The organism is Flavobacterium sp. (genome assembly GCF_040402835.1).
Lineage (GTDB): Bacteria > Bacteroidota > Bacteroidia > Flavobacteriales > Flavobacteriaceae > Flavobacterium.
Genome location: NZ_JBBALW010000038.1, coordinates 1 through 16,989 on the forward strand (window position 1 = coordinate 1; position 16,989 = coordinate 16,989).

The 16,989-nt window shown below is 31.2% G+C and carries 10 protein-coding genes and 1 pseudogene; 6 read left to right on the forward strand and 5 right to left on the reverse strand.

From position 1 onward, the window contains the following. Positions 1-121 precede the first annotated feature (121 nt). The 3 genes from AC9UEH_RS10715 to AC9UEH_RS10725 all read right to left on the reverse strand — a co-directional run bounded on the left by AC9UEH_RS10715 (position 122) and on the right by AC9UEH_RS10725 (position 2,129). Positions 122-970 (reverse strand): RteC domain-containing protein, encoded by an 849-nt coding sequence (locus tag AC9UEH_RS10715; protein ID WP_509531616.1) that lies wholly within the window; start codon positions 968-970, stop codon positions 122-124. A gap of 78 nt (positions 971-1,048) precedes the next feature. Continuing rightward, positions 1,049-1,927: a site-specific integrase gene (locus AC9UEH_RS10720; protein WP_509531618.1), complete on the reverse strand. Its 879-nt coding sequence runs from the start codon at positions 1,925-1,927 to the stop codon at positions 1,049-1,051. After that, positions 1,884-2,129 carry a hypothetical protein gene (locus AC9UEH_RS10725; protein WP_509531621.1) on the reverse strand — a complete coding sequence of 82 codons (246 nt, stop codon included), beginning with the start codon at positions 2,127-2,129 and terminating at the stop codon, positions 1,884-1,886. Before AC9UEH_RS10725 ends, AC9UEH_RS10720 begins: the two co-directional genes overlap by 44 nt. 155 nt (positions 2,130-2,284) lie before the next feature. On the opposite strand from AC9UEH_RS10725, the gene AC9UEH_RS10730 reads away from it, so the two are divergent. Further along, entirely contained in the window at positions 2,285-2,707 is a 423-nt protein-coding gene (locus AC9UEH_RS10730; protein ID WP_509531624.1) for a tetratricopeptide repeat protein, read from the forward strand. 186 nt (positions 2,708-2,893) lie between these two features. On the opposite strand, the gene AC9UEH_RS10735 is transcribed toward AC9UEH_RS10730, so the two are convergent. Both AC9UEH_RS10735 and AC9UEH_RS10740 read right to left on the reverse strand, forming a co-directional pair. Beyond that, positions 2,894-3,838 carry a hypothetical protein gene (locus tag AC9UEH_RS10735; RefSeq protein ID WP_509531626.1) on the reverse strand — a complete coding sequence of 315 codons (945 nt, stop codon included), beginning with the start codon at positions 3,836-3,838 and terminating at the stop codon, positions 2,894-2,896. 5 nt (positions 3,839-3,843) lie between these two features. Then, the gene (locus AC9UEH_RS10740; protein ID WP_509531629.1) at positions 3,844-7,800 is read right to left on the reverse strand and encodes a Pls/PosA family non-ribosomal peptide synthetase; all 3,957 of its coding nucleotides are present in this window, start codon (positions 7,798-7,800) and stop codon (positions 3,844-3,846) included. 86 nt (positions 7,801-7,886) lie between these two features. Here AC9UEH_RS10740 and AC9UEH_RS10745 point away from each other — a divergent pair, with 86 nt between their 5' ends. The 5 genes and pseudogenes from AC9UEH_RS10745 to AC9UEH_RS10765 form a co-directional block, all read left to right on the forward strand. Then, positions 7,887-8,525, forward strand: coding sequence for a 4'-phosphopantetheinyl transferase family protein (locus tag AC9UEH_RS10745; protein ID WP_509531631.1), 639 nt, complete (start codon positions 7,887-7,889; stop codon positions 8,523-8,525). Positions 8,526-8,687: 162 nt separating this feature from the next. After that, positions 8,688-9,104 carry a T9SS type A sorting domain-containing protein gene (locus AC9UEH_RS10750; RefSeq protein ID WP_509531633.1) on the forward strand — a complete coding sequence of 139 codons (417 nt, stop codon included), beginning with the start codon at positions 8,688-8,690 and terminating at the stop codon, positions 9,102-9,104. A 4-nt stretch (positions 9,105-9,108) separates the two neighbouring features. After that, the gene (locus AC9UEH_RS10755; protein WP_509531636.1) at positions 9,109-16,113 is read left to right on the forward strand and encodes an RHS repeat domain-containing protein; all 7,005 of its coding nucleotides are present in this window, start codon (positions 9,109-9,111) and stop codon (positions 16,111-16,113) included. Between the two features lie 16 nt (positions 16,114-16,129). After that, the gene (locus AC9UEH_RS10760) at positions 16,130-16,501 is read left to right on the forward strand and encodes a hypothetical protein (RefSeq protein ID WP_509531639.1); all 372 of its coding nucleotides are present in this window, start codon (positions 16,130-16,132) and stop codon (positions 16,499-16,501) included. Positions 16,502-16,680: 179 nt separating this feature from the next. Further along, a pseudogene (locus AC9UEH_RS10765) lies at positions 16,681-16,935 on the forward strand (IS1/IS1595 family N-terminal zinc-binding domain-containing protein); the annotation flags it as partial. Between the last annotated feature and the right edge of the window lie 54 nt (positions 16,936-16,989).

The window sequence follows — 16,989 nt, forward strand, 5'->3', positions numbered from 1 at the left end:
AGACTAGTGATAGCAAGTATTACAGGAGTATGATTAAAAACGGATATACATTTTTGGTTTAATAAAAATCACAACTCGAACCCCGTTGGGAACGATTTTATACAAATTGATAATATTTAAATTAAAATGTTTCATCGGTTTCGTCCATCCGCTTGGTTAATACTTCTTCTAGAGTGCTTAAAAATTTTGTTCTATCCGACTTACGCTCTCGTATTTCAAGGAATGTTCTGCGATATTGTCCTAAATCGATATTGAATATCTCTTCAAAATAAATTGCAATTTCTTTTAGTTCTGCTGCACCATTATTGAAAACGCCTTTGGTGTGCAAAGCATAAAATAATTCGGTTAATGCAACTTTAGAACCAGTCCAAACGATTTTCCCTTTCGGTTCAAGTTGTGATTTTTCTTTGTATTCTTTTTTCCCAATATTAGAAAGTTTGGTTTCTAAATAAACCTGTATTAAATCATAAGCAAGAATTTTAGCAACTTTAAAATCGTGTGAGGTTGAAAAATTATGATCCGCTTCAAAATAGAAACTATCCAGTCTTAATTTCACATCGTAATTTCCTCGAACAAAATATTTGAAATCCAAAAAACTACTGCCAGTTCGATGATAATTGTAGAAATCTAAATTGTTGTCGAAAAAACGTTTTAGTTTTTTTAGTTCATTATTGAGGTATTTTTTAGTTATCTTTTCGCCACCGTGTGGCATTTTCGTTTCGATTTTAAAAATCGTATTATGATAGATGTATAAAGAAGTGAATTTGGGTTTTATATTTTTAAAGAAATCAATTTCAGTGTCCGAACTCATTGTTTTGTCTTTCAGAAATTGCTTTTTAAGATTGTTAATTACCTTTAATGTTATTTCAATTGACTTTACAGATTTTGTTATCAAATCATCCATTTCTAGGTTGATAAAATTCAATTGTTCCGTTAATTCAAATAATGTTTGTTTAAATTTGATGCTCATTTTTTGTTGTTTTTTAGTTTTAAATTTTTGATTTGACTCAAAAAAATAAACCTAAAAACTCCAAATCCAATAATGATCTTAATTTATTTTTTGCTCTTTTTGTATCGGTGTCATTGAAAACTTATTTCTCAAAACCTGCATATCTTCGCTAACTTTTTTATCCAAAACCTTTGCATAGTGTTGGGTAGTTCGTAAGTTTTTATGACCTAACATTTTGCTTACACTCTCAATTGGAACCCCATTTGTAAGGGTTATAGTCGTTGCAAAAGTGTGTCGAGCAATATGAAAGGTCAATTCTTTTTCTATCTCGCAAACGCCAGCTATTTCTTTGAGATAAGCATTCATTTTTTGGTTTGTCAAAATTGGAAGTAGTTTGTCTTCGTTATTACTTTTAGGATGGTCAGCGTATTTATCAATAATCATTTGTGCTACTGGAAGGATTGGAATTTTTGAAGCTGTTTCGGTTTTTTGTCTATGCGTGAATATCCATTTCTCGCCATCAATACCAATGCTTATATGCGATTTTGTCAAGTTTTTGACATCGATATAAGCCAAGCCAGTAAAGCAGCTAAAAAGGAATATATCACGCACCAAAGATAATCTTTCGGTTTTAAAATCTTTGTTAATGATGTTTTGAATTTCTTCTTCAGATAAATAAACACGCTCGACTTCTTTGACTTTAGATTTGTAGTTTGCAAACGGATTTTTGTCTAGCCAGTCATTGGCCAGACAAAGTTTAATTATCTTGCTGAAATTCTTGATGTATTTTACGGCTGTGTTGTTAGCACAATTTCTAACGCTTCTTAACCAAAATTCATAATCGGTTACAAAAGCGTGATCTATTTTGTTTATCTCAATATCTGAAACTTTGTATTTCCATTGTAGAAATTCGATGGTATGGCTCAACGAAGTTTTATAACGTTCTAATGTTCCTGGTGCGTATTCTTTGCCAACCAATTCTTTTATTTTGTTGTTGTGGTCTTGGAAGATTGGGATTTAGCATTCGTTTCGTTTCAGCAGCTCCAAACAATTCATTCTTCAAATTTTCAGAAGTAACTTTGATGTCTTTTTTGAATAATCTTTTTTCGGCTTCTAAAACTTGATTTTTCAAATAATCCAGATGGCTATTTATTGTTCTATTTCTTGAAGCTATGTTCACTGTTTTGGCTACTTTTTTTCCTGTTGCTGTGTAAAGATAAGAAATACTAGGAAAATCACCCCCATTTTGAAATATTATTTTTGTTTACTTTGTAAAGTTATGATTTTATCATCATTGCAAAGATATGAGACTTTGCGCAGCACATTGGTCTTAATTTGAACAATATTGGAGTTGCGAAAGCGAGGAAGGCACTACTTTTGAAAGTAAAAACAAGTGAAGAGTATAATTTTCCTAACCGATTTTTATATCCATTAGAAGTTGAAAATAAAAGTAGGCTTGCACAAGAAACCACTAGGAGTAATAATGACAGAGCACAGCAAATGACCGAATTATTATTAAGTGCCCAAAAAGACTTTCAAGAAGCAATACGATTAGACCCAAAATTTACTAAAGGGTATATTAATTTGGCTTGTGTTTATGAGTTGTTAGGTAACCCAGAAGGAGCCATTGGGAAAATAAAAGAATTGACATTGGAAAAACAGAAAACTAATGATGCGCAACGGATTTTGGCAATTGCCTATTATCATAATAACCAAGAAACTAATGCAAATTCTATTTGGAGTGCATTGAAAATTTAATTATGAAAAAAATTATTAAATTATTGTTTTTTGTTATATGCTTTCCTTGTATTGTTTATTCACAAGAATGGAAACAGTATTCTGATTCAATTTACCAAATTATTAAAGTGAAATTTGACCAAAATGGACTAGACAATGCTAATAAATATATTCAATTAGCTGATGAGGATATTGAAAAAATAAATTTTAACAACCCCCAAATTCTATAAAAAAGTTACTTTTTAACTCGTATTCTTCCTGTGAAGTTGAGTTTTTAGTAATGCTACTTTCAGTACCATCGATAAATTTAGTAGTAGTTACAGTTGTGGTGTTAATGGTGTTTTTTGGTACTGCAAAGGTGGGAGTTACAAACAGAATAAAGTGTTTTATTTCATAGGTTAATGGTGCTGAAAATTCATAATCTAATAATGTAAATCTATTGTTGTCAACAGTTGTCAAAGCACTAAAAGAAGAAATACCAGAATTATTTGGTGCATTTTTTTTACCATTTTTTTTATTTAAATAACCCTCATAATAATTTAAAGAACTAAAATTTATACTAAGAGTTGGTATGATTTTGAACTCGTTATTTTTATTTTTAAAACTAAATTCATGATCTAATTCGACATCTAATGCTAAATCTTTCTTTTGAGAAAACAATAAATCAGCTCCTACATAAAGTTCAATAAAACCGAGGTCGTAATCAACATTACACCCTAAATCTCCAATAATATTAGATTTAATAAAATTGCTTGATTTTTGATAAAAAGTTCTGTTAGCAAATAAGCCCATTGAAAAATTATCATTGAATTTATAATCATAATTTACATCTAATGAAACAAAGTCAAATTTATGTTCTTTGGCTAAATTTAAATAGTACCCTGTGACACTTGCATTGAACCCATTTTCATTTAAATACCCGATTGAAGGTTTAATATAAGGACTTGCTATGGAATCTTTTCTGCCATTATAAACATAATTAGACAAGTAGCCCATGGATAATTTAAAATATGATTTTTTTGAAATACTATCTTTAATTTCAATATGGGAATTCTCTTTTAAGCTATCTTTTTTTATTTGAGCATTTGAAAGATTGATTTGAAAGATTGAAAAAATTAAAATTAATACTATTTTAAATGTAATGACTTTCATGATTTTTACTTGTTAAAGTTGTTATTATTTTCACTTATTGGGCTTCCAACCCAGTCTGTGTTGCTTTGAAGGACTTCGCCCTTCATTACTAAAGATAAATCTCCAATGGTAACATCGTCTTTTATTAGGGTATCATATAAAATAATACTTCGGCTACCAATTGTTACCCGATTACCAATTGTTATTTTTCCTATTTTCATTACCCGATCTTCAAATAAATGGGTTTGGGCTCCAGAATCTTCATTTAAAGCGCAATCATCACCAATTGAAACCATATCATATTCAGTAAAATCAGTTGTATTAAGAAAGACTCGTTTTCCTATTTTAACGCCAAAAAAGCGTAATAATATTGGTAGCCATGGAGTTCCTTTTAAATATTCAAGAAGGAATGGAACGCTTAATGCTTCATAAGTTGAAGTATTCATTTCACTTTTCCAAACATTAAAACTCCACATTGGGTTATTACTTTCTTTGTATTTTCCAATTAATGACCATTTCATAATTAAAGGAACAAGTAATACGGGTAATCCAATGAAAAATAAATAATAAAAGGGTAGTTGCAATAAAATTTTCCCAATAGATTCATTATACATTAGTTCACTTGTATAGGCTATAAAATATATACTGCAAATTAGAACTACTGTTTGGGGAAGAATTATTCTAATGAACTCAATAATTACTCTCGAAAAATATAATTTTTTTGAAGGGAAAAAGGTTTTTGAAATATCAAATAGTGCACTGGATTGTCTTTTTGGAATTCCAATTGCGGGTATTCCAAACCAATCATTGAAAGACTCTTTATTTAGCTGTTCTGGAGTTGGAGGCACGCTTAAAACACCAATTAGCATATTACTTGATAAAGAATAACCTTGAGGAATTAAGGCACTATTACCTACAAAACTGTTGCTTCCAATGATAGTTTTATCTAAAATAAGACGCTGCCCTCTTACATCGCTTTCCCCTAAGGAAACGGCATCTGCAATAAAAGATTTTTCACCAATTTCGAGTAGAACATGTGTTACATTACTTGCTGTTGATATTTCTGTATTGTTACCGATTTTTGCACCTAATGCTCTAAAATATTTTGAAATAAAAATAGTTGCAAACATTGGATGTAAAACAATAAGTGAAAGAGAGTTTAATTGCTCTACAAACCATTTTTTTACATAAAATTTGCTGTAAACTGGATACACTCCAGGCTTAATATTTTTCTGAAGTATTCGGCATAATAGTATATTAAACAGGGCAAATATAAATATATATACAATACTCAAAAACGGAGTTACCCAAATATAATTAAATTCAAATTCACCTGCTGCATTATCTAATTCGGTTAGAATAATTATAGTAGGAATCAAAGGAATTAATATAAAAAGCGGAAATGATAATAGTAAAATAGCATATATTAGTTTATAATAGGAGCGGGTTTTCTTTGTAATATCTAAAGGAAATAAAAAATCTTTTTCCGCTCTTGTTTCAATATGTTTTGCAGGACTTCCATTCCATATTTCGCCAAAACGGATTGTTTTTCCATTTTCTAAAAAGCTCAAATCTTGCAATTCTCCCCAATCTTCAATTGCTGTATTTCCTTCCAAAATGGCACTACTACCAATATAACCATGATTTCCAACAGTAATTTTAGAAATAATAAATTGTCCATTGGCTACAATTGCATTATCGAATATTACATTAGAACTGATACTTACATCTTTTTTAATGGTTACCAAATCTGCAGCACCAATTGTTAAGGCACTCAACTGTGCGTCATCTTCTATTTTTACGCCAAGTAATCTCAAATAGATCGGATATAGCGGCGTTCCATTTAAAAATTGTGTAGGAACTATTTTTTGAAATGTTGTTACAAACCACCATCTAAAATAATAACTACCCCAAAGCGCATACGTGCCTTCTTTATATTTTCCAATTACACCCCACTTTATTACTATACAAAATCCAATGAAAAGCGGCGGAATAATACAAAACAGAATAAATGCAACTATCGCAGCGGTAAAATGGTTTTCCGTTTCTAATAATGTAAAATAGTATGCCAAATAGGGTATAAATATTTCAGAAGCCAATAAACCATAAATTATAATCAATGATAAAGTTTGTGCTAACCAACATAAATAATACTTACGTCTGGAAATTGTGTGAAATATTTTTTCGGTTTTAACATCATTTTCTACTTTTTCGCCCCATTTTTTTAGTAACTCTGATAAAGGTCTAAATTGATAAACATCTTTTAATGAAGCGTATTGTATTTTTACTTCATCTCTCATCTTACTTACAAATGATGCTGCCAAAAGAGAGTGTCCCCCTAAATCTGTAAAAAAATCATTTTCTAAATCAATTGTTTCTTTGGCAAAAATATTTTTAAGTATCTTGATTGTTTTGCTGTCAAGGGTATCTGTATCAGAAAAAATAATTTCATTAGCAGTACTTTTTAAATAATTAATTGGTGTTGGTAATTTTTTGCGATCTATTTTTCCACTGGTAAGTCTTGGTAAATCATCTAAATTTACTATCGTTAAAGGAACCATATAAGAAGGTAATTTTTTTGCCAGTTTTTCTTTCAGAAATTGTTCATCAAAAATTAAATCTTTATTTAAAACCACGTATCCAGTTAATTGTTCTTGATCATTAGCATCTAATTTTAAAGTAACTGCTGCTTGAAGAATTCCATCTTGTTCGTTTAGTAAACTTTCTATTTCTCCAAGTTCAATTCTAAAGCCTCTGAGTTTAACTTGATTGTCAATTCGTCCAATAAAATGTATGTTTTTATTGGTATCCATATAAGTGGCATCGCCAGTTCTGTATATCATGTTTCCAGGCAGTTCACTTAACAATGAATTTTTTTGGATAAATTTTTCCTTTGTTAATTCATCTAAATTTAAATAACCATTGCTTACACCAATACCCGACACTATTAATTCTCCTGTTACACCTAAAGGTACAGGTGTTAAATTTTCATCAACAATGCAAAGTCCATAATTTGGAAGTGGTTTTCCAATGGTAATTTCCTCTCCTTTATTCAATTTAGCAATCGATGCGCTAACAGTAGTTTCAGTTGGTCCATAAGAATTATAAAAATCCCTGTCTTTAGCTGTCCATTTATTTAATACTTGAGGTGTACATGCTTCTCCTCCAGCATTTATAATTCTTAATTTAGGTAAATTTATAAGTTCCATTACCGCAAGTAAACTTGGAACAGCATGAAAAACAGTAATGTCATTTTCTATTAAAACGGAACTTAACTCATCTACAGATTTTGAAGTTAAACTGTCGGCAATCCATAATGACGCCCCAACAAAATAACTTATCCATGTTTCTTCGCACCACATGTCAAAAGAAACCGAAAACCCTTGAAATACTTTATCCGAAAAATTAATATTTAAAATAGAATTTTCAGATCGAACAAAATGGCAAATGTTTCTATTGGAAATTTTAATTCCCTTAGGCTTTCCGGTACTTCCAGAGGTAAATAAAACATAAGCGTCTGAATCAGGGTTTATAAGTATTGGCTCTAAAACCGCATCCTTTTCGACTTTAAAATTTAGTTTATCTATTATAGTATATGGATGATTGAATGTTTTAGAAGTAATAATAAAATCGGATTGAATTTCTTCCATAATAGTCAAAACACGCTCTTCGGGCATGTCGTAATCTAATGGAACATAGGTTGCGCCACATTTTAAAATAGCCAAAATAGCAGCGTGAATTTCAAAACCTCGATCCCAATAAACAATGCAAGAAGAATCTTTTTTTAAACCTTTTAACTGAAGATTTGCGGCAATGCAATCAGTCCATTCATCAAGTTTTTTATAAGTAATTTGTTCTTCTTTAAAAAAAAGTGCTGTTTTATCTGGGTATTTTTCAACAGTGCTTTTAAAAATAGATATTAAGGTTTCTTCTTTGAAAAAATCTTTGCGCTCTTCTCCAATTATTATGCTTAATTTTTCCAAGGTATTTTTAAGAATTTATATGATTACGACTATCTATTAACTCAAAAGTTTAATTGTAATTTTTATATTTGTTTAAAATCAATTAAATGGTAGAAATTTTCATAAAAATAAATAGTAAATTATCTGGTATTGATGAAATTAACACAAAATTATCTTTACTGCCTAAACAATTACAATTAAGAATTTCTAAATATAATGTTGAAAGTAAAAAACAACAAAGAATTGATGGATTTGAATTATTAATAAAGGCGTTAACAATTAATGGTTTTAATACTGATGATTATCTTGAAACCATTAAATACAGCCCATTTGGGAAACCATTTTTTAATGATGAAATGGATTACAGTATTTCCTATTCTCAAAATAAAACCATTTTAGCATTTATTAAAAAAGGATTGGTTGGAGTTGACATTGAAAATATAAAAAAAATTGATTTGCATTTATATAAATATTATTTTTCAAGCAATGAATGGAGTTATATTAATTCTATTCCCAACGGTTATACGATTTTTTATAAACTTTGGACACGTAAAGAAGCTGTAGCAAAAGCTATAGGAAAAGGCACTTTTTTAGATTTTAACTCTATTGATGTGCTAAATGATGAGATACTTATAGAAAATAAAAAAATCTATTTATTTACAGATTTCATTACCAACGAATATTGTTTTTCTATAGCAAGTACTACTAATTTTATTGGCGAAATGAATGAGTTTTACTATTTGTAAAGTATAAAAAAAGCCTTCTCAATTTATGATCAGGCTTAATCTTCATTATAAACAAAACAAAATAATTTTATTTTCCGAAATGGATTTGAAATCCAAACTCTTGGAAATATTAATAGTTTTCAAAGTAATAGTTTATTTATTAAAGAACTTAATCTAAAGACAATGCTTCTTTTTATTGGGGTATTATTTTTTACTCCATTTTTATACGGACAGCAAACGCTATTTAGTTATGACACTGAGGGAAATCAAATAACTACTTATGTTGAAATTAATTTTGTTGTTACAGGTAAAACGACAAATGAAGCAACCTTGCAAAATAATCCGATTTATAAGGACGTCAAATACTTTCCGAACCCAGTAAATACCGAATTATATATGGAATGGGAAGTTATAAATGAAAATTCATTATCTAGTATTACTATTTTTAATTTAGAAGGAGTTTTACTTAAAAGTTATAAAGAAATAAACAATTTAAATAGCTATGTTTTACCTTTTGAAGGCTATACACAAGGAGTCTATCTTGTCGGGTTTTTATATAAAAATGGCGATCAAAAAACTTTTAAAATCCTAAAACAATAACGATATGAAATTAAAAATTACTCTTATTGTGTTATTTATATCTAATTTTATTTTAGCACAGAATTATCACGATACACAAGGTAAATTAGAAATTTCAGGTTCGGGTCAAGCAACCTATATATTGCCAATTGCTTTACCACCGAGTATTAGCAATATAGGTCCAACAATTAATTTCGTTTATACAAGCGGACAAAATGATGGGATTGCTGGACAAGGTTGGAATATAAGCAACATATCAAGCATTAGTAGAATAGCAACACGTCCGGACATTGATGGCTTTAAAGATGGCGTTGACTTTGACGACAATGATAAATTATCACTTGATGGGCAAAGACTTATAGTTAAATCAGGATCTACTTATTGGTCTGATGGTTCAGTTTATGAGACCGAAGTTCAAAGTAATTCAAAGATACAATTAATGGGTATTGGAACAAATATATACTTTATTGTTACTTCTCCAGACGGTTCTCGATCATGGTATGGAAATTATGGAGGAATGAATGCTACAGATTTATCAGCTTATTATATTGTAAAGTATGAAGATACTAATGGAAATTTTATGCTCTATAATTATAGCAAACCATTAAACAAAAGTTTATGTATTGATACTATTCAATTCAGTGCTAACACAAATGGCAACACTACATCATTAAATTACATCAAATTTACCTATATTTCATCAGCAAGAACTGAAAGGGCTTATTTCAAAGGTTTGTTAATTGAAAAACCAGAATTACTAAACAATATAAAGGTTTTTACCAATAGTGCCTTATTTAAAGAATATCGGTTAACACATACTGCTGATGTTCAATTAGGTTATCAACGTGTAACAAAAATTCAAGAGTATAATGGTGCTGGAGAAGAAGCAAATCCTGTATTGCTTGAATACAACAGTACAAGTGATGTAGTTAACGAAACAACTTCACTATTTTCAGATATTTACAATATAAATGATGGTGCACAAATAACTGGAGATTTTGATGGTGATGGAAAAATGGATATTGTTGAAAGCAGTAATTTATACACCAATTTGTTCTCAAATTCTTCAACTAGAACGATATTGCCATTTTCAGCACCTTCAAGACAAAAATTTGCAGCAAGTACACTATCGAATAATAAACTCAATCAAACTCAATCTATTGTTTTTGCAGATGAAACAATAAATAATATAGCTTTTAAAATTCATAAATTAATTGTTAGTTCCAATACTGTAGCTTTAGATTACACCATAAATATTCCATTTGATAATGCAAATACTTATTTTAATGGATGTGAAGCTGCGCTTACGGCCTCAATGCCTGCATCAACAGTAAAACATAGTAATGAGTATCTTGAAGGCGATTTTAATGGTGATGGAATTTCTGAAGTTCTAATTTTTTCTCATTTTGAGCAGGATTTTTATGGACTAGTTGCTCCAACTACAGGCAAACCATCTAATCCAAACCCTTGCCTTTGGCAGCATATTCTAATTCCTGCGTACAATGAAGTACGCTTGATTGATTTGAATCCAAATGTTTCTAATATAATAAACACAGTAGGAAATTGTAGCATCACAAATCCAAATGTTTATTTATATGGAGATAAAAAATATGTTATGGATTTTAATTCTGATGGAAAAGCAGATATTTTAGTTTTAACTGGGTCTAGTTACAAAGTGGTAAGTTTTAAACAACTAAATACAGCTCCATGGATTGAATTGGAACTTATTGGGCAAGGTATTTTTGATAGTTATGCTACAGACAAACCCTTTTTGTTTGGCGATTATAACGGAGATGGAAAACCAGATGTTATGATACCACAAGCAGACGGAAGTTGCATTCCTAGAGCAGCCTCTACAATAGCACCAGCAATTGTATGTACTGATAGTAGTTTATGGAATGTGTATTTTGGAAATCCAAATCCTACAGGAGGTAACTTTTTCACAAAACAATCCTTTGTAATTACAGATTATATAAAACAAGTAGGCGATGACACTAATCTGTTTTATGCCCTTGATATCAATAAAGATGGTAGAACTGATTTAGTGAAAGCAACAATAGGCATTTATGATGTAGGTGGTTTTTTTGACCCTACTAATCGTAATTCACGTTGGTCTATCTCTTCTTACGTTAATAATATTGGGAATAATCAAGCGGGGGCGTTTAGTTTTTTTAATAATTATAATTCACCTCAAAATCATGACAGTGATGATAATAGTTATCCTATTCCTTTAGTAGCAAGTGTTAAATACAAAGGATTGACCAGTGATATGTTAATGATTCGTTATCACCCTAATAGTAGTTTTGATAAATTAATTACTTATATAGAGTTTAAAAAGGATATAACACTTGAAAATTCTTTAAAAAAAGTTACTCAATCGAATGGTGCTATTATCGATGAAATTACATATAGTCCAATGCAGAGTAGTTCAACTAATGGTGGTTTGGGTATTGCATCTGATTTTTATTCCTCAAATGATTCAGTTACTTATCCATTATTAGAAATAAAACAAATACCTAGAAATAGAATAGTTAGTAAATTAACAAATACTTCGTTAGGAGTTGTAAAATTTCAAGATTTTAGATATAATGGTTATCTTGTTAAACTTGATGGTGTAGGCAGTATTGGGTTTAAAAAATCGGCAAGAAGTGCCTGGTATAATTTACCTTCAGATAAAAAAGTATGGAGTGTTACAGAAATTGACCCCTTGCTTCGAGGCGCTACGAAATTAAACTATACTTTATTACCAAATCCAGCTGCATTCTCCTTTCCAACGAATTTAACAACTGGATTAATGAGTAAAGTTGAGAATAATTATACAACCTCCTCTCCGGGTGTAATTCCTTACTCTATTTTATTACAGAATCAAAAATCTACAGATTATATAACAGCAATAGTAAAAGAGACTGTTTATAATAATTATGATTCTTACTATTTACCAACAAAAGTTACGCATAATAACTATTTAGGTACTACGCTACAATCATCAACTAGTACAGAAACGGGTTATGATACCCCAAGTTTTGGAACAGGAAGTAGTTATTTTATTGGACGTCCTAATAAAATAACTACTACAACATCTGCTTACGGTGACATTAAAAAATCTATGCAAACCATCGATTATTTAAACGGAAATGTTTGGCATAATTACAATAATGTATTTGTAAACGGAAGCACTACAGTTTTAGACCCAATAACTATGGTTGAAACCATGAGTTACTATCCAAATGGGTTGTTGAAAGACAAAGAAACAAGTGCTACAGGAACTACAGTTGGTATTAACGATATTACCGCTAGAAAAATTTCTTATTCTTACGACCCAACCAATAGGTTTATTAGTACTGTTACCGATCCTGAAATGTTAGTAAGCACCAATGTGAGTTTTCACCCACTTTATGGTAGTGTTTTGGTTGCAAAAAATCCCTTCAATCAAACTTCAACAAGCATCTATGATAACTGGGGCAAACGGACTAGTGTAACAGACGACAATTTGAATTTAAAAACTAATTACACCTACAGTAGGGCAAATAATATTTATAGTACGACAGTAACCAACACAACAAAAACAGGGGTTTCTGATGGAAGTAGTTCGATTGTTGAGCAAGATATTTTATCCAGAGAAATTAGAAAGGGAAGTAAAAACTTAAATGGAATTTGGACTTACATTGCTACTGAATATGATACTTTTGGCAGAAAATACCGAGTTAGCGAACCTTATTTTACTAGTGAAACCCCTTCGCAATGGACAGTTTATTCTTATGACGACTTTGACAGACCTACTACTATAACTTCGTTTACTGGCAAAGTTGTTACAAATACTTATAATGGTTTAACGGTTACTACAGCTGATTCTGTAATGAGTAAGTCAAAAACAATTGATGCTAATGGACAGGTTACGACCACAACAGATTCCCCTGGTGGCACTATTACTTTTAAATATGATGCCAATGGCAACTTATTAGAGTCCAATTACGATGGTATTAAAACGATTATGTCTTTCGATAATTGGGGAAGAAAAACTCAATTAGTTGACACTTCATCAGGCACGTATACCTATAGTTATAACGCTTATGGGGAAACTAAAACAGAAGTTGCTCCAAAAGGGATTACCGCTTATAATTATGATGGTTTAACTGGTAGAGTTCTTTCAAAATCGATTCAAGGATTGACTACTGCCGAAGCAACAAATATTTTAAGTACCTTTACCTATAACGCTACTAGTAAATTGTTAGATTTCATGAACGTTGTAAATCCAAATGATGGAAACAGCTCTTTTGCTTACTCTTATGACCCACAAAGAAGATTGTATAAAACAATAGAAACCCAAAACTTGCTGCCTTCTGGTACAGCAATTTTTACAAAACAATATACTTTTGACTCTTTTAGTAGAGTAGATCTTGAAACGAATACAGCAACTGCCTACGGCAAAACAAGTAATAAAACAATTAAACACAGCTATTCTGCTAATAATGGTGCTGAAAATCAAATTAAAGACAATGTAACCTCTGCTAATTTATGGCAGGCTAATTCAGTTGACGCAAGGGGGAACATTTTAACAGCTTCTTTGGGTAATGGAATAAATATTACTAATACTTTTGACCAATTCGGATATGCTTCTCAATTTCAGCATAAGTTAGGAGCCAATGAGGTAATGAAACTTACTACAATATTTGAACCCGTATTAGGTAATTTAACTTCTCGTTACAATAGTATGTTTGATCAACAAGAAAACTTTGCTTATGATGCATTGGATCGACTTATTTCTTGGGATGGTTCTGGTAACACGCTATTATCACTCCCTTTTAATACCACAACCGATTCATTTGTTTTTATAAAAAGCGTTACAAACAGTACGGGCTCTGTTAGTAACGTTACAGGTACATTAAAAGCCAATCTAAATAATGGCTTTGCGCAACGCCCATTAACAGGAATTAATACTACCGTTGGAAACAAGTTACGAATAAAAGCAACTATAACTGGTAAAACAGGAACTCCAAATGTTATTGTAAATGTAGTTATGGTTGAAACCGATCCAAACGATTCTTTTACAACAAATGAAGTAGTGGTAGGCACCCTCGAAAACGGAATCTTTGATGCACAATACGCTCCATCTAATTTAATAACTAACCCAAAGCTAACCCTAAAACTGGTGGTTGATATTGATAGTCCGCCAGGTAGTAATGGTGGCGGTCCAGTTGCTCCCAATTCAACTTTCTATGTTGATAATCTTCGAATTGACAATGTATCGATAAACCTTCAGAACTATGACGACCGCGGTAGAATTACCAATAATAAACAGGGGTATTATAACTATGGTATTACTGCAAAACCTTACCAAAATACTTCTATAGTTCCGGCTCAAAATGCGCCTGCGATTACAAGCGTGAATCTTGCTCAAAGTGTAACCTATAATGCTTTTAAAGCACCGGTTGAAATTGCGAGTCTTACTTCATTGTCAAAAATTAGTTTTGGCTACAATGCTTATGAACAAAGAAGTGTAATGTATTTTGGAAGCAATGATACTGATAAATTAGTTCGTACTAAAAGACGTTATTATAGTGCTGACGGAAGTATGGAAATTAATGCTACCTTTCCTACTACCAGTAACACAACGCCCATTGCGGTTGAATTTCTTACTTATATTGGCGGAACCGCCTATAGCGCTCCTTTAGTGTTAAAAAGTGATGGTATAACTTATAATTATTATTATTTGCATAGAGATTACCAAAGTAGTATCTTAGCAATTACAAATGCTACAGGAGGTGTTTTAGAAAAAAGAGTATTTGACCCTTGGGGACAACTAACCAAAGTGCAAGACGGCGCTGGGGTTACTCTTACAAAAATGACGTTCTTTGATAGAGGTTACACGGGTCATGAGCACCTGCAAGATGTTGGTTTACTCAACATGAATGCTCGCTTGTACAACCCTAGTTTGCATCGCTTTTTGGAGGCCGATAATTTTGTTCAAGACCCTTACAACACCCAAAACTACAATCGTTATGGATATTGTGTAAACAACCCTTTGAAATATACCGATGTTACTGGTAATACTTTTAACATTGCTACTTTGGCTGGTTGTATTCCTGTGTTAGGTTCAATATTCTCGAGTTTATTAATGCATCAAGCTGTAAACTGGGATGCTGTAGTGGTGGATGTTTTGGTAACTGCAATAAGTATCGCCGTAACCGCTGGTATAGGTACCGCTTGTGCCACCATTACTGATTTTTATACCAAGGCGGCGGTCTCGGCACTAGCCCATGGCGTTTTTCAAGGAGGTTTAAGTGCGGCTACTGGAGGTAAATTTTGGGCTGGCTTTGCCGCTGGCGCATTGAGTAGTATAGCCGTTAGCGTGTGGATGGGAGGCAAAACCACTGAAAGTGGTTTCTTTCAAGAAAACGATTGGGCTTATGGAGTAAGAGAAACCGTACATGCAGGAATTGGAGCTGGGACAGGAGTCATAGGCACGTTAGCCTTTGGTGCTATCATAGGTGGAGCAGGAAGTGCCTTAGCGGGCGGTAACTTTTGGCAAGGCGCAACTACAGGTTTAATTGTGAGTGGGTTTAATCATTTGATGCATGGGGATGATCCACCAGGAAAGAAAGGTAATAAAGCTCCAAGTTTAGAAAAAGCAAATAAATTATATAACAAAAATAAAAATCTTAAAGCAATTTACGAAGTTAATGCTTCTACTATAGATTTGAATTTTGTGGATACAACTGGGTGGGGCTTAAACGAGGTGCATACTGTGCAAACTCTTTATAGTTCAAAAAATGGATTAGTTTTTGGAAAGTTAAATTTACAATATAAGGGTAATAACCAAGTAAAAATAATGAATGATGTATATGACTTTAATTTAGAATTTTCAAATCCTATGACATTTTCAGAGTTTATATCTCCAAGAAATATTTTTACAGCATTAGGACAACTATATGCAGGTACAGGTACTAGTTTTACTTTTATATTTCGTGGTCTTAATACAATCAATTATACAAAACCACCAACTCAAGATTTTAGAACAGGTTCAAGATAATCAACAGTGAAAAATTATGAAAAAATTCATTTTATTTACTTTAACAATAATTAGTTTTAGTTGTAATATGTCAGACCAAGAATTTGGATTACCGAGTCAATATATTTTTGTAAAAGAAGGCGGTCATAGTAATATTGTATTACGAAATAATAAATTAATAATTGACCATGGAGCTGTTGACTTTAGTTATGATGATAAATTTATTTTCTTATCAGTAGATACTACTTATTCTATGGAGCCAAAGAAAATAGCCAAAGAAAAATTGATTTATTATGTACATAATATTCAAAAAGATACTTTCTCAAAACCATTAAATTACAATTTTATAAAAAAAATTATTTCAGAAAATAAGGTTGAAGATGAAAACAATATTTTGCTAAAAAAGTAGAATAATTTCTATTAAAACCCCCGCTCCCGAACGAACAATGGGTAATGTATCAAAGTTAGTGATGCCTCTACTATTCAATGTTAAACTATTGAAAATCAATAAATCAATATAAATTTGCAATAAATACGAGCCTAATAACAGGCTCGTTTTAGGTTATAAACAGTCTTAAATCGAAGAAAATGGTAGTAAACGACACTTCATGTATCAAAGTTAGTGATACTAAAATTTGCCCAAGTTGTAAATCACATTATATCATAAAAAATGGCTTTACTTCAAACAGAAAACAACAGTATTTTTGCAAATCTTGTAAAAAAAGATGTATTGATTTTTACACCAATAATGCCTATTATCCCTGGATGAATACTAAAATTATTCAATTCACAAAAGAAGGATTAGGAATTAGAAATACTGCTAGAATATTGCAAATAGCCACTTGGATATGCTAACTTTACCCGCATAAAAAGTTAAGAATAAAAACCTTAATTTTA